Annotated in this window: 18 protein-coding genes and 1 pseudogene; 5 read left to right on the top strand and 14 right to left on the bottom strand. The window is 62.6% G+C overall.

What is annotated here, in order from left to right; translation table 11 throughout:
* From AC1D1P_RS02860 to AC1D1P_RS02895, 8 genes are all read right to left on the bottom strand, one after another.
* Positions 1 to 186 (bottom strand): benzoate/H(+) symporter BenE family transporter (locus tag AC1D1P_RS02860; protein WP_477672030.1); only part of this gene is annotated, 186 nt, incomplete at its 3' end.
* A gap of 100 nt (positions 187 to 286) precedes the next feature.
* Positions 287 to 940, bottom strand: coding sequence for a DUF2238 domain-containing protein (locus AC1D1P_RS02865; protein WP_477670707.1), 654 nt, complete (start codon positions 938 to 940; stop codon positions 287 to 289).
* Positions 937 to 1,410 (bottom strand): OsmC family protein, encoded by a 474-nt coding sequence (locus AC1D1P_RS02870; protein ID WP_477670708.1) that lies wholly within the window; start codon positions 1,408 to 1,410, stop codon positions 937 to 939. The genes AC1D1P_RS02865 and AC1D1P_RS02870 overlap by 4 nt, the downstream gene beginning before the upstream one ends.
* A gap of 15 nt (positions 1,411 to 1,425) precedes the next feature.
* Positions 1,426 to 2,358: an alpha/beta fold hydrolase gene (locus AC1D1P_RS02875; protein ID WP_477672031.1), complete on the bottom strand. Its 933-nt coding sequence runs from the start codon at positions 2,356 to 2,358 to the stop codon at positions 1,426 to 1,428.
* 17 nt (positions 2,359 to 2,375) lie between these two features.
* Entirely contained in the window at positions 2,376 to 2,867 is a 492-nt protein-coding gene (locus tag AC1D1P_RS02880; protein WP_477670710.1) for a nuclear transport factor 2 family protein, read from the bottom strand.
* A gap of 85 nt (positions 2,868 to 2,952) precedes the next feature.
* The gene (locus AC1D1P_RS02885) at positions 2,953 to 3,468 is read right to left on the bottom strand and encodes a CinA family protein (protein WP_477672032.1); all 516 of its coding nucleotides are present in this window, start codon (positions 3,466 to 3,468) and stop codon (positions 2,953 to 2,955) included.
* Entirely contained in the window at positions 3,465 to 4,004 is a 540-nt protein-coding gene (locus AC1D1P_RS02890) for a phosphatidylglycerophosphatase A family protein (protein WP_477670712.1), read from the bottom strand. The genes AC1D1P_RS02885 and AC1D1P_RS02890 overlap by 4 nt, the downstream gene beginning before the upstream one ends.
* A gap of 2 nt (positions 4,005 to 4,006) precedes the next feature.
* Positions 4,007 to 4,921, bottom strand: coding sequence for a LysR family transcriptional regulator (locus AC1D1P_RS02895; RefSeq protein WP_477672033.1), 915 nt, complete (start codon positions 4,919 to 4,921; stop codon positions 4,007 to 4,009).
* Between the two features lie 147 nt (positions 4,922 to 5,068).
* On the opposite strand from AC1D1P_RS02895, the gene AC1D1P_RS02900 reads away from it, so the two are divergent.
* Entirely contained in the window at positions 5,069 to 5,260 is a 192-nt protein-coding gene (locus tag AC1D1P_RS02900; RefSeq protein WP_477672034.1) for a hypothetical protein, read from the top strand.
* Positions 5,261 to 5,302: 42 nt separating this feature from the next.
* On the opposite strand, the gene thiL is transcribed toward AC1D1P_RS02900, so the two are convergent.
* From thiL to apaG, 5 genes are all read right to left on the bottom strand, one after another.
* A complete protein-coding gene (thiL, locus tag AC1D1P_RS02905; RefSeq protein WP_477672035.1) occupies positions 5,303 to 6,295 on the bottom strand; it encodes a thiamine-phosphate kinase in 993 nt (330 codons plus the stop codon).
* A gap of 35 nt (positions 6,296 to 6,330) precedes the next feature.
* Entirely contained in the window at positions 6,331 to 7,470 is a 1,140-nt protein-coding gene (locus AC1D1P_RS02910) for a YbdK family carboxylate-amine ligase (protein ID WP_457282305.1), read from the bottom strand.
* Positions 7,460 to 8,719 (bottom strand): cation:proton antiporter, encoded by a 1,260-nt coding sequence (locus AC1D1P_RS02915; RefSeq protein WP_477672036.1) that lies wholly within the window; start codon positions 8,717 to 8,719, stop codon positions 7,460 to 7,462. Before AC1D1P_RS02915 ends, AC1D1P_RS02910 begins: the two co-directional genes overlap by 11 nt.
* 409 nt (positions 8,720 to 9,128) lie before the next feature.
* On the bottom strand, positions 9,129 to 11,090 hold the full coding sequence (locus AC1D1P_RS02920; RefSeq protein ID WP_457282303.1) for a site-specific recombinase: 1,962 nt from the start codon (positions 11,088 to 11,090) through the stop codon (positions 9,129 to 9,131).
* 21 nt (positions 11,091 to 11,111) lie between these two features.
* Positions 11,112 to 11,507, bottom strand: coding sequence for a Co2+/Mg2+ efflux protein ApaG (gene apaG / locus AC1D1P_RS02925; RefSeq protein WP_457282449.1), 396 nt, complete (start codon positions 11,505 to 11,507; stop codon positions 11,112 to 11,114).
* Between the two features lie 98 nt (positions 11,508 to 11,605).
* Here apaG and rpe point away from each other — a divergent pair, with 98 nt between their 5' ends.
* The 4 genes from rpe (at position 11,606) to AC1D1P_RS02945 (ending at position 17,428) form a co-directional block, all read left to right on the top strand.
* Positions 11,606 to 12,301 carry a ribulose-phosphate 3-epimerase gene (gene rpe / locus AC1D1P_RS02930; protein ID WP_457282302.1) on the top strand — a complete coding sequence of 232 codons (696 nt, stop codon included), beginning with the start codon at positions 11,606 to 11,608 and terminating at the stop codon, positions 12,299 to 12,301.
* Between the two features lie 97 nt (positions 12,302 to 12,398).
* Positions 12,399 to 13,979, top strand: a complete 1,581-nt coding sequence (locus AC1D1P_RS02935) for an adenylate/guanylate cyclase domain-containing protein (protein ID WP_477672037.1) — start codon at positions 12,399 to 12,401, stop codon at positions 13,977 to 13,979.
* A gap of 125 nt (positions 13,980 to 14,104) precedes the next feature.
* Positions 14,105 to 14,857 carry a response regulator gene (locus AC1D1P_RS02940; RefSeq protein WP_477670718.1) on the top strand — a complete coding sequence of 251 codons (753 nt, stop codon included), beginning with the start codon at positions 14,105 to 14,107 and terminating at the stop codon, positions 14,855 to 14,857.
* A gap of 42 nt (positions 14,858 to 14,899) precedes the next feature.
* The gene (locus tag AC1D1P_RS02945; protein ID WP_477672038.1) at positions 14,900 to 17,428 is read left to right on the top strand and encodes a PAS domain S-box protein; all 2,529 of its coding nucleotides are present in this window, start codon (positions 14,900 to 14,902) and stop codon (positions 17,426 to 17,428) included.
* A gap of 158 nt (positions 17,429 to 17,586) precedes the next feature.
* On the opposite strand, the pseudogene AC1D1P_RS02950 reads toward AC1D1P_RS02945, so the two are convergent.
* A pseudogene (locus AC1D1P_RS02950) lies at positions 17,587 to 17,863 on the bottom strand (hypothetical protein); the annotation flags it as partial.

Below are 17,863 nucleotides of genomic sequence, written 5' to 3' on the forward strand. Positions count from 1 at the left end.
CGGCACAAGAGAGCACAAACCCATGCCGATGCCGAGCGCCCACATCCACGAGGCAATCTCGGCAGGCGTGGCGTTGAAGGCAAGGGCTGCCTGAAAGACGATGGCAACCGAGCTGGTGAAGCCGACCAGGACTGCGACGAAGCCCGCGGTGAAGGCGGCGAGGTTGAGGTCTTTGAAAAATTGCATGGGGGGATTCTGGCAGGGTTGGCACGCAGGGCATGAGGTCGCAAGAGGAAGAGCTGCCTTCCAGATGGACTCCACCCGATTGCTATGAATTCAATAGCGACTAGCGCCCAGCCCAATTGCCCTGCGGCCAAAGTTCCTGCAAGCCCGACAGCTTGCGCATTTGCCGGTCATGCCACCGGCCCAGCAGCGTGATCGCCACCGCAGCTCCGATCAAGGCCATGAACATGTCCGACTGCGTGTCCCAGGGATCCCCCTGGGTTCCCAGAAATTCATCCGCGCCCTGACCCAGCGCCAAGGCGGCCCACCACTCCACCAGTTCATACACCGCGCTGATGGCCATGGCCACGCACACTGACAGAAACCCTGCCATGCGGCGGCTGCCCAGGTAGCCGCGCTGCAGCAATACCTCGCGTGCCACCATCGCAGGCACCAGCCCCTGCATGAAGTGGCCGATCTTGTCGTAAGGGTTGCGGCCCAGGTGAAACAAGTCCTGCAGCCAGAAACCCGGCGGCACCCTGGCATAGGTGTAGGCGCCACCCATGATCAGCACCAGCATGTGCAGCGCAATCAGCACGTACAGCAAGGTCGTCAGCGGGTAGCGCCGGCCCGTGGCCAGCAGTACCGGTGCGGCGATGACGGCGGGCGCCACCTCGAGCATCCAGGTGCCCCGGTCATACGGCGCCATCCCCGACCACACCAGCGCGGCCAGTACCAGCAGGCCGAGAGCGATCAGCAACGGCCTGCGGTCAGTCATGCGTCGCCATACACAGGCTCGCAGCGCACATCGGTTTTCACCGAGTTCGCGATGAAGCAGGCGTCGTGGGCCTCGTGGTGCAGCTTGTCGATCTCGGCGCGTGTCGGCATGCGTTCACCGGCAAACGCCACGTCAGGCCGCAAGGTGACGGTGGTCATGGCGACTTTTCCTTCCGCGTTCTTTTCCATCACACCACTGGCCGCATCAAAGTAGCGTGTCACGGAAAACTTGCGTTTGGCCGCGATCGACAAAAACCACAGCATGTGGCAGCTCGACAGCGAGGCGACGAATGCCTCTTCCGGGTCCATGGCTGACGCGTCCGACATCGGCAGGGGCACTACATGCGGTGAAGAAGAGCCCGGCACTTCGAGGCCTCCGTCGAAGCGGATCAGGTGCCTGCGGCTGTAGCGGTTTCCCGGGAAATCGCCGCCATTGATTTCCCACAAAACCTCTGCCGTGTAAGTCGACATGGCCGCCCCTTGAAGTCAGCGAAAGAAGTTGTGCAGCGCGGTGGCCGTCGCCACGGGCTGTTCCTCGGGGATGAAATGGCCCGCCGCCATGGCATGGCCCGAGACCTCGCCGCTGCATTGCGCCTCCCACAGCGCCAGCGGATCGAACATCCGGTGCACCACACCGCGTTCGCCCCACAGGAGCAGCAAATCGCAGACCACCTTCAGGTGCTGCGCGCGGCTTTCGCGGTCGTGGTCCAGGTCAATCCCGGCGCTTGCCCGGTAGTCTTCGCAGGCCGCATGCAGCGCTTCGGCGTTGCAAAAGCAGCGTTCATATTCGGCCAGGGCCTGAGGTTCGATGTAATTGAGCCCCGCGCTGCCCCAGCCGCCTAGCTTGGCGTGCAGGTAGGCTTTGGCGGTTTCGGGATGGTTGGCGCCCATCATGATTTCGGGCAGCGGCGCCGGCTGCAACATATGGAACCAGTGGTAGTAGGCACGCGCAAACGCCATGTAGGGCTCCGTCATGCTGCGGCCTTCATACATGTCCAGTGTGGGGGCGATGTCGATGATGCAGAGTTTTTGCACGCGTGCCGCATAGTCCAGCGCCAGCCGGTGCGCCACACGCCCGCCGCGGTCGTGGCCGCTGAGGTAAAAGCGGTCCACACCYAGGGCATCCATCACCCCGACCATGTCGTGCGCCATGTTGCGTTTGCTGTAGTTGCTGTGGTCGGGCAGGCCTGCGGTTTTGGAAGAGTCTCCGTAACCCCGCAAATCGGGCATGACCAGGAAGTAGTGTTTTGCCAGGCGTTGCGCCACGCGGTGCCACATCACATGCGACTGCGGGAAACCATGCAGCAGCAACAGGGCCGGGCGCAGCGGATCGCCCGGCACGACCCGGGAAAACCGCGCGCTGATGGACGCGCCGTTGACCTCAAAGCTGCGTGATTCAAAACCGTCAAACCAGGACATGAAAACTCCCGTTTGGATCAACTCTTGCGTTGGGCCAAGTATTTTTGCAGATTTGCTGCCGCCTGCGCGCGCACCTTGTTGCGCAGGAAGGGCGTCCAGCCCAGCAGCAGGCCGGGCGCGCCCAGCGCCTGCCGCGACCAGGTCCAGAAATCAAAGTGATCACGGTGCCGCGTGATCAGGCCCTGTTCATTGAATTCAAACGCGCCGTCAATGCTGTTGTGCACCATGCGCCCAGTGGCGCTGAAGCGGTAGTAGGCATCCCAGTGTGATTTTCCCGTGCTCGCGCCGGCTTCCAGCCCGCTGTAGGTGAGTTTCCAGACATCCATGCCCTTGGCTTTTGTGGCGTCGCACAGCATGTGCCACATGCCGGTGACCTCGCGGTGCCCCCGCAGTGAAAACGCCGCGTCGTCGAAAGCGGCGTCCGGGGCGTAGCAGGTCGCCATGGTGTCGGAATCCAGCCGTGTAAAAGCGCTGTAAAACTTCTCGAGGGTGGCCTGGTTGGGGTGCATGGTGTCTCCTGGGTGGTTGTTTTCGGGTGGCCTCGTGGCTTCGCGACTCTATAGCGCTTTGGTAGGGKCCGGCGTCGCTCACGCGTCAGCCGGCTTCGCGCAGCAATTGCAGCAGCCGCTGCAGCGCATGCTGCACCGTGGCGCTGCGCACCGCGGCACGGTCGCCGTCAAAGCGCCGGACTTCAGACACCAGCCGGCCGGGCAGCGCAAAACCAAACCATACCGTACCGACAGGCTTGGCGGCACTGCCGCCTGTCGGGCCGGCCACTCCAGTGACGGCCACYGACACTTGCGCACGGGAGTGGCCCAGGGCGCCGGAAGCCATCGCACGGGCCACTTCCTCGCTGACAGCGCCGTGCACGGTAATCAGCGCAGCGTCGACACCCAGCAGTTCGTTTTTCGCTTCGTTGGAATAGGTGACAAAGCCGCGCTCGAACCAGGCGCTGGAGCCCGCCAGGTCGGTGCACACCGCCGAAATCATGCCGCCGGTGCAGCTTTCGGCCGTGGCGAGCATCCAGCCCTTTTTGAGCAATAAATCGGCCACCAAGGCAATAGAGACGGGCGCAAGCAGCTCCTCTTTTGATAGCAATGTGCTGCTCACCAGAATCTCCAGAAGGCGATCACCAGCAGGGCGCAGAACGCCGCCACGAAGTCGTCAAACAAAATCCCGAAGCCGCCGCGCCAGCTAAAGCCCTTGAAAGCCTGATCAGCCCATGCCACCGGGCCGGGCTTCACGGCGTCAAAAAAGCGAAACAGCAAAAACGCGGCGAGCTGCGCTTCGAAGCCCGCCGGCATGACCAGCCACAACACCAGCCAGAAGGCCACCACTTCGTCCCAGACGATGTTGCCGGGGTCGAGCACGTTCATGGCCTTCGCGGTGACGGTGCAGGCCCACCAGCCAATCAGGGTAGAGGCGGCAATCAGCCAACCCATGTCGGCCGGCGACAGCCACTGCTGCAGCACCAGAAAAGCCAGCCAGGCCCAGAGTGTGCCGGCCGTGCCGGGCGCCACCGGGCTCAGGCCCGAGCCGAAACCGAGGGCGATGAAATGCGCAGGATGCGACAGCAGGAACCGGACATTGGGCCGGAACCGCGCCGGGCTGGGGGCTTCTGGTGGGGGGGTGAATTCGGATGTCATGGTCATGAAGCTGGGGCCGCGCTGGTTTTTTCCAGCCACTCGGCCCAATGGTCGATGCAGGCCTTGATTTTGGGCAGGCGGTGGCGGTTGGTGAGTGTGACGGCGTAAATCGGGCTGGGCTGGTCGTCGACAAAGTCCGCAAGCACGGGGGCGAGCAAGCCCTGGCGCACCAGGGGTTCGGCGACCAGCGTGGCGCAGCGTGAAATGCCCAAGCCCTGCAGCGTGAGCGTGGCGGTCATGCCGGTATTGTCGGAGCGCCAGGATGCCTTGGGCACGATCACGCTGGGTTTCCCGTCAATCACGAAGGGCCAGTGGTTGAGCATGGGCACGCCGCTGTTGGTGATCAGCCGGTGGTTGTGCAGCTCATCGGGGTGCCGGGGTGTTCCGTAGGCCTGAAGGTAGCCCGGCGCAGCATACAGGCGCCGGCCCAGCGCACCGATTTGCCGTGCAACGACTGTGTCGGTTACCGGGGTGCCTGTGCGAATCGCGATGTCGATGCCGTCGCGCGCCATGTCCACCAGCCGGTCTTCCACCTGGAGGTCCACGCACAGCTGCGGGTGGCGCCGGTGCAGGCTGTCAAAACTGGGCGCCAGCAGGTACTGGGCGACCACCGTGCTGGCCGCCACACGCACCCAGCCGGTGGCTTGCCGCGACTGGCTGGCAAATTCGCCTTCCAGTTCGTCGAGCGTTCCCACGATGCGGCGGCAGTACTGCAGAAAGGTTTCGCCCTCTGCGGTGGGCGCCAAACCGTGCGTGGAGCGATGGATCAGGCGCGTACCGCAGGCTTTTTCGATGCGGCTCAGGCTGCGCGAAACCTGGCTGACCGGTACGTCGCGTTCGCGGGCAACGGCCGAGAGGGTGCCCAGCTCGGCCACGCGGGCAAAGAGGAGCATGTCGTCGAAGCCAAGGTTGCGCATGGGTCAATGGTAACCAGTACAGGGCCTGCGGGTGGCTTTGCAGCCAGCGCAAGACCCATTTGCGGACCATGCCGTTTCCGGCGGGCCGTGCTTTTCCTACAGTGCTTTCACCCCCCGCAAACCCCGGGGACAGAAAAGGAAAACATCATGAACCGCACCCTTTCGCTTGACGAGCACAACCGCCTGATCGATCTGGCCGGGCAGCGTGCGAGGCAACTACGCCGCGAGGCCGTGGAGAATTTCGGCAACGGGGCCGCGCCGGCCGCCCTGCGGGCAGCAACCCGGTTTGTACAGAGTCTGGCGCGCCACGCCCGGCTGCGCAAACAGACGGGGACCTGAACCACGCCGGTGCCGGCGCGCAAACGCGCTGTCTTTCCTTGTCTATTTCCCGACAAAGTGATCAAACGAGGAGAAGCGCTGCGAAACAGCTTTTCCTTGTGCATCAATCAGTCGAAGGCCTGGCTGGGAGTCGATTTTCCCGATGCGGGTGACGGGCGTTGCGGCAAGCCGTGAAGCTGCCCGTACGGCCTCACGCGCGGAGGGCGGCGCGGTGAAGGCGAGCTCATAATCATCCCCGCCTGCCAGTACGCATTCCAGCTGCTTTTCATGGGGAATTGTGCCTTCGGCCCAATCAGGACAAGCGCGGACAGCTATTAAATTGATAGTAAGTGAGGTGTCGATGGTAGCGCCGGCGCCGGATGCCTTGAGGATGTGTTGCAAGTCACCCAGCAGGCCGTCGCTCACGTCGATGGCTCCAGAGGCAACACCCCGCAGGGCCAGGCCGAGGGCGACGCGCGGCGTGGGTTGTTCGAGCCGCTGGCGGGTCTGTGCAAGGACGCCTGGAGGCAGGGCCAGGGCGCCGCGCAGCGCCTCCAGGGCAAGCCGGGCGTCACCCAGCGTGCCGCTGACATAGATGTCGTCGCCGGGCTTTGCGCCGGAGCGCAGCAATGCCTGGCTCTTGCCGCCGACCACAGGCACTTCGCCGAACACCGTGATGCAGATGTTGAGCGGCCCCTGGGTGGTGTCGCCGCCCACCAGTTCGCAGCCGTGCGCATCGGCCAGCGACAGCAGGCCTTGCGAAAACGCGGCCAGCCAGGCGTCGTCGATAAGGGGCAAGGCCAGGGCCAGTGTGAATGCCAGGGGCTGGGCGCCGCAGGCGGCGAGGTCGCTGAGGTTGACGGCCAGCGCCTTGTGGCCCAAGGTAAAAGGATCTACATCTGCAAAGAAATGCCGGCCCTCGACCAGCATGTCGCTGGAGATGGCCAGTTGTGTGCCGGGCGCGGGCTGCAGCAATGCACAGTCGTCACCGACACCCAGGACGGCCCGGCCGGCGGGACGCGTGAAATAGCGTGCGATCAGGTCAAATTCACCCATATGCCGAGCATACAAGGGTATCCGGCAAAGCCGGATCAGGGATGTTGTTGGTGCGTGACGCCACCGCGGAAACGGTCGGCCGCCTGGCGTATGACTTCGGCCAGCAGGTGTTCCTCGCCCTGCTTTTCGCGCAGCCAGCGGGCGTCATTGTCGGCACGCTCCACGCTGTTGCGCAGCAGGTGCAGCGACGCACCGGCACCCATGCCGGTGGCATGGCGTTCAATCTGTGCCATGGTCAGCAGGATGTGCTCGCGCAGCGGCATGTGCCCGCCCGTGGCCGGGTCGACATAGACTGCGTCCAGCCCGAAGCGGCAGGCCTGGAAGCGGTTGTAGGTGTAGACCAGGTAGTCGTCCTCGACCGGCATGAAGGGCTGTTCGTGCATGAACCAGGAGGCCAGTGACTGCACAAAGCCGGCCAGCGCGGTGGCACGCTCCACGGTCAGCGGGGTGTCGAACACGCGGATCTCGATGGTGCCGAACTCCGGCTTGGGCCGGATGTCCCAGTAAAAGTCCTTCATGCTCTTGACCACGCCGGTGCGCGTCATCTTGTCGAAGTACACGGTGAAGTCGTCCCACGTCAGGGCAAACGGTGCACGGCCCGATAGCGGGAAGGCAAACACGGAGTTGAGGCGCGCCGAATCAAACGCTGTGTCTTGCCCCTGCACGTAAGGCGAAGATGCCGACAGGGCAATGAAGTGCGGGATATAGCGCGACATGCGGTGCAGCGTCAGCAGGGCACTGTCGGCGTCGGGGCAGCCCACGTGCACGTGCTGGCCGAAGATCGTGAACTGCTTGGAAAGGTAGCCGTACAGCTCCGACAGTTCGCGAAAGCGCGGTTTGTCGTAAATGCGGCGCTCGTGCCATTGCTGAAACGGATGCGTGCCGCCGCCCACCACCGCAATGTTGAGCTTGTCGGCGCTCTTGACGAGCGCGTCGCGAATCTGCGAAAGCTGGCCCAGCACCTCCGAGGCGTTATGGCACACGCCGGTCGAGATCTCGATCATGCTGGACGTCATCTCCGGCACCACGGCGCCGGGTAGCGGAATTTTGGCCATCAGGCGCAGCATGTCTTCGGCATACGGCGCGAGGTCATAGTCGTGGGTATTGACGAGCTGCAGTTCAAGCTCGACACCCAGCGAGAGGGCTGCGGACTTCTGGAAAGGTTCAAGACTCATGAACAGGTCCTGTTGAAGGGCTGCGTGTGAGCGGCGCCCAGGGTTTGGAGCTTTCGCCCGAGCGGTAGATGGCCACGGTGGYGAGCACGGCACCCAGCACTTCCATCAGCAAGATTGCAGGCAGGGCCACGCTGGCAATCTGACGCCCCGTGGCGCCCGAGGCCGCCGCAAACTGTGAAACCAGCAGCAGCGCCACCGATGACATCGGCGACATCGCGCAGCCGACCCAGAGGGCCTGCTTCCAGCTGGCGCCGCTGCCCACGTTACCGATGGCGACACCGGTAATCTTGGCAACCATGCGGGCCACGACCATGCCGATGACGAGCCCGGCAACAGGCCCGCTCCAGTCTGCTTGCGCGGCGACCACGGAGACCAGCACAAACATCAACATGGTCAGCATCGACGAGGCCGTGCCCATCTGCCGCGGCCATGACCAGGGGCGCGGGTTCAGTTGCTTGAGCAGCATGCCGCCCAGCAGGGCCGCCAGCGGCGCCGAGCCGCCGAAGTGGGCTGCAAGCGCCGCGCCTGTGGCGATCAGTGCCAGCAGCAGGATGGCGGTGTTCTCGCTGGTGGGGCTCATCACTCGCAAGGCGATGCGCAATGTGAGGGCGAGCACAGCGCCGACCACGACGGACAGGCCCAGCACCACCAGCACTGCGTAGAGCGGGCTTGACAGCGCGGCTTCGCCCCGCGGCATCAGGCCGGCGCGGGCGCTGCACAGCGTGAGGGCATACAGGGTGCCCAGCGTTGACAGCACCAGGGCGCGTTCCGTCACCGGTCCGGCGGCACCTGTGTCGATCGCCACACGCGAGAGAACGGCCGGTGATGCGGCCATGGCCAGCAGCGCGAGCGACTCCGCAACGATCTCGCGCACGCCCAGCTTGCTCAGGGCCCAGTGGACAAAAACATAGGTGAGGGCAGATTCAGCCAGGCTTTGCACCAGCACCATGGGGTTGTGGCGAAACCAGCGCAGCGGAATGCGCCCGCCCGCTTCAAACAGCACCACGGCAACGCCCAGCTCCAGCAGGAAAAGCCCGGTGCCCTGCAATGGCCACACGGCGCCGGTAAAACCGGCCAGTCCGGCCAGCCCGCCGACGAGTGAATAGCCGATGACCTTGGGCAGGCCTGTGTAGCGGTTGGCGAGGTGGCCGGCAGCAGCCGCTACCGCCAGCAGAATGGACCATTGCACGGTCGGCAAACCTGCCGACGGCTTGATCCACTCAGCCCATATGGCCAGAATTTCGTTCATACGGGGTTGTCTCCACTGTCGTCAGGACTTCTTCTACAAGCATGCCCTGTGTCTGCGGCATGTTGCGCGTTGAGTGGCCAGCCTTGGCGGCATGAAGCCCGGTGGTGTTCCTGAAAAGAAACGTTGCATTAATTTACAGGCGCCTCGCGGCGGGACCTGTAGGACAAAACCTGAATGTGGCCCCCACGGTCGCGCACTGCGTGTCGCTCCCTGCCCCCCGAGGGGGCCGCCCGCCTGTGGCCCGGCAAAGCCGGTTCCACGGCTCATGCTGGCGTGAAGATTCAGGGCGTATGCAGCGGGGGTATTTCACCAGTGGGGGCCGAGGGTCCGGCTTCGCCGGCCCCAGGCGCCGCCCCCTTGAGGGGGGAACAGGCTACACGAAGTGAGCCTGGACAGGGGGAGCCAGCTTTTAGGGCATGAAGAAGCTGCGCGGGTGGCTGCGCAGGCGTGCCCAGATGGCGATGCGTATGCGGGCCCGGTCCAGGTTGCTCACGTTGTGCGCCTGCAGGGCCAGACGAAACGCCAGGTAAAAACTCACACCGAGGTTGAGCGCGCCTATCAGGGGAATGGCAAGGATGCAGGACCAGATTTGCCAGTGCCGGAATGCTTCGAGCCCGAGAGAGGCGCCGGCCGCCGCCAGTTGTCCGGTTGACAGGGTGACGTGGCGGGCCTGGAGTTCAAGCCCGAAGAAACCGGTGAAGGCCGGTATGAGGCCGAGCATGAAACCCAGTGCGATGTTGGACGCGAAACCCGAAATGTTGTCGCGCATGAAGCCGGACCAGCGCGCAGCGCGCTCGCCGCCCAGCACGGAAGTGATACGCGGGTTGTGGCGCATCGCCGAGTCAAGATGATGCAGTACAAACCAGTTCTCGGTCCAGCCCCCGATCATGCTGGCTGCGAACAGGATGCCGCCGGTGAACCCGGCCCATAGCAGGGCGGGGCCCATCACGGTGAGGGTTTCCAGCACGTGGTGCGCGTCGGCGACGCTGATCATGGGCCGGCCCAGAACGACCTGGATCAGCGTGTTGACGAGCAGCACGGCCGGAACGACCATGAATACATTGCCGCACACCGCCGCAACTTGCGAACGCACCAGGTGTGTCACCTCGTCGACAAACGCTTCAATGGGGCCGGTCGTATCGACCGAACCGATGTCCTTGAGCTTGGCCGCCATCGCCGGTGCGGTCATGGCAGGCTGCTTGGTGGCCAATGTGAAATGCAGCAGCTGGATGACAACAAAGCTGCCGGCATAGACGACGCTGGACCAGAAGCCGCCCCAGAAGGCAGAAAGACCAACGGCGACGACCATGAATTTCAGGAGCGTGGTGAAAGCGGTGATCGCTCCGCCGCCCATGGCCTTGCCCAGCATTTCGCGGTATTCCTCGCGGGTACGGGTGATGTAGGTTTCCCCGGTCTCTGCGCTGCGCTCAGCCATCTTGGCCGACAGCAGCGTGGAGTTGGCGCTGATCAGCGCGCCTATGCTTTTGCTCTCCTGCGCCGTGATGACGCGGCGCGTCAGCAGTTTCAGCGCAGCCATGCCGGGTTTGGCCGAAAGCAGGGCGTCCAGCAGTTCGCGCACGCGCAGGATGCGTTCGCGTAACTGGCGCAGGCGAAACACCATGCCGACGGAGATGCCGTGGTCTTCAAGGTGCACGTAAATGCTGTTGACGGCCTGGCGGCAGGCGTCCAGTCGCTCACGGTACTGTGCGATGGCGGATTGCAGCTGGGCTTCGTTCCGGTCAGGCTTGAAGAACGCGTTGCGCAGCTCGTCAATATCAGCGGGCAGGGCATGGAAGGCCCGGGCGTGTGGCGTGGCGCGGTTCATGCGCAGCCGCAGCTCCGGCGCAAAACCGGTGGCGCGAATCTGCGCAGTGCAATACGTCAGGGCGTCCATCAGGCTGTATTGCCAGTGCAGTGCATCCAGCTTTGGGCTGGCCGACAGCAGCTGCGTCAGGCGGCTGATCTGGGCATCTTCCAGTGCGCCCATCCACTGGGCATCGAAGCGCGTGGGAGCGACCAGCGGGAAAAGCTCCGAAGCATCGGTGGTTTCGGGTGTTCCGGGAAGCAGCTTGCGACGCAGGCGTTCGGCCAGCTCGCTGACAAACGCCGTGCGCGGAGCAAAGCCGAAGTCGGCCAGCAAGGTGGTGATGTCAACGGTCTGCATCAGCGTTTGCCACCAGGCTTGCAGCCGTGTGCGCACTTCGGGCTGCATCTCCACGGCGTCCATCAACGCCTGTACCCGTGACACGGCCGCAGGCACGGAAGTCTGGTCGCCGCGAATCCACTCGAAAAGCTTGATCAGCCAGACATGGCGCTGGGCCAGGTCGGCGTCGGGGTCGAGCGCCTTCAGGAGGGAAGCAAGATCCTTCATCAGCCGGTCAAACCCATCCGTTCAGTGCAGCACCCGGCCGTGCGGGGCGCTGCCGTTGTGTGCTTCCAGAACGAACATGGCAATGGGTACGTCAAAACGTTCGCCATCTTCGGCCACACAAAAATAGCTGCCGTGCATGGTGCCGGTGGGCGTGCGCAGGCGTGATCCGCTGGTGTACTGGAAGGACTCACCCGGCTTGAGCAGCGGCTGGTGGCCCACAACGCCAAGCCCTTTGACCTCCTCGTTGTGACCGTTGGCGTCGCTGATGATCCAGTGGCGGGAAATCAGCTGGGCGGTCACGTCCCCGGTGTTGGTCACCGTGACGGTGTAGGAAAACCCGTAGATGTGGTCTTCCGGGGCCGACTGGTCAGGCTGGTATTGCGGAACGACTTCGCAGGAGAACTGGTATTTGGGCATGGCAGGTAAACGGTTGGCGCCCATGTTAACCGCCTGCCGGGGAGCCTGTCATGCGTGCGGGCATGACGCGGCGGCGGCTTGCTGCGACAATCCCTGCCATGCCTAAAAACACGCCGCCCACCTACCGGATCGCCCCCTCCATTTTGTCCGCCGACTTCGCCCGCCTGGGTGACGAGATCAAGGCCGTGATTGCCGCGGGAGCCGACTGGATCCACTTCGACGTCATGGACAACCACTATGTGCCCAACCTGACGTTTGGACCGATGATTTGCCAGGCGCTCAAGCCCCATGCAAAAAAAGCCGATGGCACGGCCGTGCCGGTGGATGTGCACCTGATGGTGCAGCCCGTCGATGCGCTGGCTGCAGCCTTTGCCGATGCAGGCGCCGACTTCATCAGTTTTCATCCCGAGGCGTCGGGCCACGTGCACCGCAGCGTGCAGGCCATCAAGGCAAAAGGCTGCAAGGCGGGGCTGGTGTTCAATCCGGCTTCTCCGCTGGATGTGCTGGACTGGGTGATTGAGGATATTGATCTCATCCTGATCATGAGCGTCAATCCCGGCTTTGGCGGACAAAGCTTTATTGACTCCGCGCTGCGCAAAATAGAAGATGCGAGAAAACGCATTGACGCTTCGGGAAAAGACATTCGCCTGGAAGTCGATGGGGGCATCAAGACCGACAATATCGCGCGCGTGGCATCGGCCGGTGCCGATACCTTTGTCGCGGGCAGTGCGATTTTCGGGAAACCCGACTACAGGGCGGTGATTGACGCCATGCGGGTGGAGCTGGTGAAATAAGGCAGACTGCAACGATGCAGACCCCTGTCTCCCATATCTCTCTGCCCGAAAACCGGTAGGGCCGCAACTGGCCCGGCATTCATGGAAGAGCCGCATCATGACTGAACCTGTGAAGCCGCTGGTTGGTGAGGCGCCCTCCGCGCGGAGGGCCCGCATCCTGGTGGTGGACGATACCGAGGACATACGTTATTTCCTCGCGACGCTGCTGCAGGACCGGTATGAGGTGATTGCCGCTGCGTCGGGCGAGGAGGGCCTGCAGGCGGCAATTTCGGGGGTACGCCCAGAGATCATCCTGCTGGATGTGATGATGCCCGGCATGGACGGCTACGAGGTGATGCGGCAACTGGCAGGCGATCCGCGCACGGCTGATATCCCGGTGATCTTCCTGACGGCGCTTGCCAGYGTGGAGGAGGAGCAATATGGGCTGGACCTGGGGGCCACCGACTACATCACCAAGCCCGTCAGCCCGCCCATCCTGTTGGCGCGCGTCAGGATGCATCTTGAACGCAGCGCGAATGCCAAGCGCCTGAAGACCCTGTCAGAACAACTGTCGCGTTACCTGGCACCGCAGGTCTACCAGTCCCTCTTTGACGGGTCGCGCCAGGCCGAAATCGAGACGCAGCGCAAATGGCTTACGGTGTTTTTTTCGGACATCAAGAACTTCACCGAATCGACCGGTAAATGGCAGCCCGAAGAAGTTACGTTCCTGCTGAACAGCTATTTTGAAGAGATGTCGCAAATCGCGGCCGACTATGGCGCCACGCTGGACAAATTCATTGGCGATGCCATCGTGATTTTTTTCGGGGACCCGCACACCCTTGGCCGGCAGCAGGATGCCGTGCAGTGCGTCCGGATGGCGGTGGCCATGCTGGTGCGGCTTGACGAGCTCCAGGTGCGGTGGAAAACGATGGGCATCGACAAGGCGTTTGAAATACGCATCGGCATTCATTCCGGGTTTTGCGATGTCGGAAATTTCGGCAGCAAGCTGCGCATGGACTACACCATCATTGGCCGGGAGGTGAACCTTGCCGCGCGGCTTGAGCAGGCCGCAGAGCCCGGCCAGATGCTGATCTCCCGTGAAACCCATGCACTGGTCCAGGCGGAAATCCAGGCCGAAGCGCGGCCTGCCGTCACGGCCAAGGGATTTGCGGAGCCCATTCCGGTTTATGCTGTGCTGAAACCGGCGCGCTTGCCGCAGGCTGTTGCGACAGCGACCCCGCCAACGTTGCAGCCGCCGCCGCGGGATACCGTCAAAACGCCGGGTACGGGAATTCCCATGGCGGATGCCGCAGACGCCACGTTGCCTGAGAGCATTGCCGGCCTGGATCTCAGCGTCGGCCTGACCCGCGCAATGGGGATGAAGGGGTTCTACCTGTCGATGCTGCGCCGCTACCTCGACGGCCGACGGGATACTCCCCGGCACATTCGCGAAGCGCTGGATGCGGGCGACCTGAAGAATGCCGAACTGCTCAGCCATTCCCTGCGGGGCGTTTCGGCCCAGATCGGCGCCATTAGCGTGCCGGCGGATGCGGCTGCGCTTGAGCAGGCCATCAATGAGGGCCTGCCGCGCAAAAGTCTGGATGAATTGTTGGGGAAACTGGAGTTATCCCTGGGCGAGCTGATTGCCGCGCTGCAGTCAGGGTTACCACCGACGGATCCGGCCCCCACAGGCCCTTAGCGAGCGATCCATGAGGGGCCGGGCCTGCAGGTGTATCGTTTCCTTACATCGCAAGCCACTAGAATCAGAATGCATTCAGGCTCATGCCACGACTGTTACCCGTTACCCGCGAAAGGACATCCACAGTGCATCCAAACAACGTATATGCGGTTACACCCAAAGGTCAACAGGAACTGCGCAGTGCCGCCACTTCGATTTCGCAGCCTGAGATTGAATTGCTGGTGCGCCTTGATGGCATTCTGACGGTTGCGCAGATCCGGCAGAGCATGGGTGAAGCAGGCAGTGCCACAGTAGACGGCACGCTCGATCTGCTCTATGCCAAGGGGCTTGTGGAAATGGTTCAGCCCGATCCGTTTGCGGCCTCGCTTCAACTCCACCTCAGCCCGTTGGCCCTGACAGCGGCGGGCGCGGAAGCCGACTCCTGTGCGGCCACGCTCAAGAAGTCCAATTACTATGTGCGTATTGCGCGCAAACGCGGAGCACCCCGTGCCCGCGCAGCTGGCGAGCGCCTGTCAGTCGTTATCGTGGACGACGAGGAGCACCTCGCCAAATTCCTGCAAAGTTATCTGACGTTCGAGGGGTTCGACGTTCGCACGGCCGGTTCCCGTGCCGAAATCGTGGCGGAATTTCGCAAGCAGCCGATTCCCGATCTGGTGCTTCTGGACGTGATGCTTCCGGATGCGGACGGCTTCGACATCCTGCTGCGGATTCGCTCCCATCCCGTGCTCAAGGACGTTCCGGTCATCATGCTGACCGCCAAGGCAACGCGGGAGTCCGTGCTGAAGGGCCTGGCGGGTGGTGCCGACGGGTATGTCACCAAGCCTGTAGAGACGGAATCACTGATTCAGGCAGTCCGCACCGTGCTGGGCACCCAATAGCGCGCCTTTGCGGCGAACAGGCCTGAAGAAGCTCCAAGCGCCATGAAAATGCCCTTTCGCTCAAGCACCAACGTGGCCCTGTGTGCCGGAATGGTGCTGATCGCCCTGAGTATTGCGGCATCCTATGTCACCATCAATTCGCTGATCAGCGATGCGCAGAGTGAAAGCGAAGCGCGGGAAAAGGCGCTCGTTCTCCAGCGCGTGGTTTCTGGATTCAAGGCGACGGAATCCCTGCAGCGGCGTTATTTGCTGACCAATGCCTCCAGCGACCTGGCTGACTACCGGCAGTCCCTTGCACAGATCCAGCAGGCGCTCGAAAGCATGCGGCCTAGCCAGGATGTTGTCACCTCCGTTGCAGATTGGCTTGCACTGAAAGATGCGATCACGCGAACGGTCGGCTTGATGGAACAGACCGTCACGGCACGCCAGCAATCCGGTCTGGAAGCCGCTATAGCCATCGTGGGTGGCCCCCTGAACCGCCAGCTCCACGATGAAATCGAGATACTGGTTGGCCGTATCAAGGGGGGTGAAGAATCAGCCCTTGAACGCACCAAGGCCGAAACCCGCCAGACTGCTCAAACCGTCAAGCAGCTGATTCTGATGGGCGGGCTGCTGTCGCTCAGCATATTTGGCTGGGCGATCCAGAGGATTCTCCGGACGCAGGAAAAGCGCCGCCGTGCTGAGGCGCAGCTTTTGGACAGCGAAGCCATGAGCCGGGCCGTGACCGAGAGCATGGCCGAAGGGCTGGTCACGGCAACGGGGGAAGGCCTGATCGTCCACGCGAACAGCGCAGCGCGTCATCTTTTTGGTTACCGGCTCGAAGACCTGGTTGGCCAGGAAGTCACCATGCTGCTGCCGACGCGGTACCGCATGGGGTTTAGCGCCTTTTTCTCCGGGCTGGGCGGCCGCCAGCGCGGCTTCCGGGAGTGGGACGTCAAGATCCTGGGCCAGCGCCACGACGGGACCGAATTCCCCGTCAATGTGTCCTTTGGCGATGTCAATGTGAGCGGAAAGCGACTTTTCACGGCCATCATTCACGACATCTCCGAGAGCGTGCGCATTACCGAGGCTCTTCRCAACAGCGAGGAACAATTGCGCCAGCTGACCGATACCGTTCCGGCCCTGATTGCCTATATCGACGGAGGGCAGCGCTTTCAATTCCACAACCGCGCCTACGAAGAAGCGTTTGGTTTGAAAGCCGAACAAATCGAGAACCGGCCGATGCAGGAAGTGCTGGGAGCCGAGCTGTATGACCAGGTCAGGGTGCATGTACGCGAAGCGCTTTCCGGTTACTCGGTGCGTCATGAGTTCGAGTATGTGACAGCCGGCGGTGACCGCCGCGAGTACGTCATGAACTACTTTCCCCGATATGGGGAAGGTGATGAGCAGGACATGGTCATCGGGTTTTCCTCGCTTGGGACGGACGTCACCGAGCTCAAGCGTATCGACCGCATGAAAACCGAATTTGTTTCAACCGTCAGCCATGAGCTGCGCACGCCGCTGACGTCAATACGCGGGTCACTGGGACTGGTATGGGGCGGTGTGGCCGGCGAAATTCCGGAAAAAGCCAAAAACCTCGTAGGTATTGCCCAAAGCAATTGCGAGCGGCTGATCCGGCTGATCAATGACATTCTCGACAGCGAGAAAATCGAATCAGGGAAGATGCGTTTCGAGCTGCAGGCGCAGGAGCTTGAGCCATTGCTGGAGCGGGCCCTGGCAGATAACGAGGGCTTTGCCGCTCAGCACGGCGTCAAGCTGGCCCTGCACAAAGCCGAAAATTCCCTGCAGGTTTGCGTTGACAGCGACCGGTTGATCCAGGTGGTGACCAACCTGTTGTCCAATGCCATCAAGTTTTCTCCTCCGGAGGGGACGGTCGATGTGACTGTGCGCAAGCGTGGCCGTCGCGCCCGGGTGGAGATCTCCGATAAGGGCCCCGGGATTCCCGACGAATTCCGGCAGCGCATTTTCCAGAAGTTCTCGCAGGCCGACTCCTCCGACACCCGCCAGAAAGGCGGGACTGGACTTGGCCTGAGCATTTCCAAAGCCATTCTTGAGCGCATGGAAGGCAACATCGGTTTCACGACCGAGAGCAATGCGGGAACCACGTTTTACTTTGATTTGCCCGAATGGCGCGAAGCACCCCCTGTCACCGCACCGGTGGGGCTGTATGCACGTCCCCGCGTGCTGGTGTGCGAGGACGACCCGGATGTCGCCAAGCTTATCGGCATGATCATGGACAAGGGCGGGTACGACGCGGACATGGCGCATACCGCGGACCAGGCACGCGACTACCTCAAGATGGAGACGTATGCCGCCATGACGATGGATATCAAGCTGCCTTATGAAAACGGCCTCACCGTTGTTCGTGAGCTGCGCGCCAACAAGCGCACCGCCACGCTACCGGTGCTGGTCTTGTCGGTTATCGCTGCAGAGGCCCGGCAGCATGCCGAAAACCAGTCGCTCGGCGTCTCGGAGTGGCTTGAAAAGCCGCTGGATGAGCAGCGCTTGCTGAAGTGCATCAAGCGCGCCATCAAAAGCCGCTCCAACGGGAAACGCGGGGGCGTTCTTTGATGGCACCGGCGCTGTGCCGTCTGGACTGCGATCTGGAATGAGGAAATAAGTACCTGCAAATCGAGGCTTTGAGCGGTTAATGCGGATTTTGCGGAGATGAGGTTCCGCCGGTGTTGTTGCAGTCCTCACCCCTCAGTATCTGGTCCGGCAGAAATTCGTCATTTGTCACCGGGCTTGGCCATGAGAGAGAGATCATCTCCAGTCTGCCCACCAAAGCCCCGCTTCGCAAGCTGCATCAGCAGCCGCCGGCCCTTGGCATCCGTCGTCCGCCAGGCAATGCGGGCGAGTTCGATAAAAGCGTTTTCTGCAGGATTGATTGCGTCTCCGCCGTGATCCGTATCCATCCAGCCTTTTGGCTTTCCGGACTTGCTCTCGATCTGCGCGGCTGCTGCATCGCCGATGTTCCGCGCGGTGCCCTTTGCGTCACCCTTGAAC

This window comes from Polaromonas sp. P1_E1_2, from assembly GCF_056406035.1.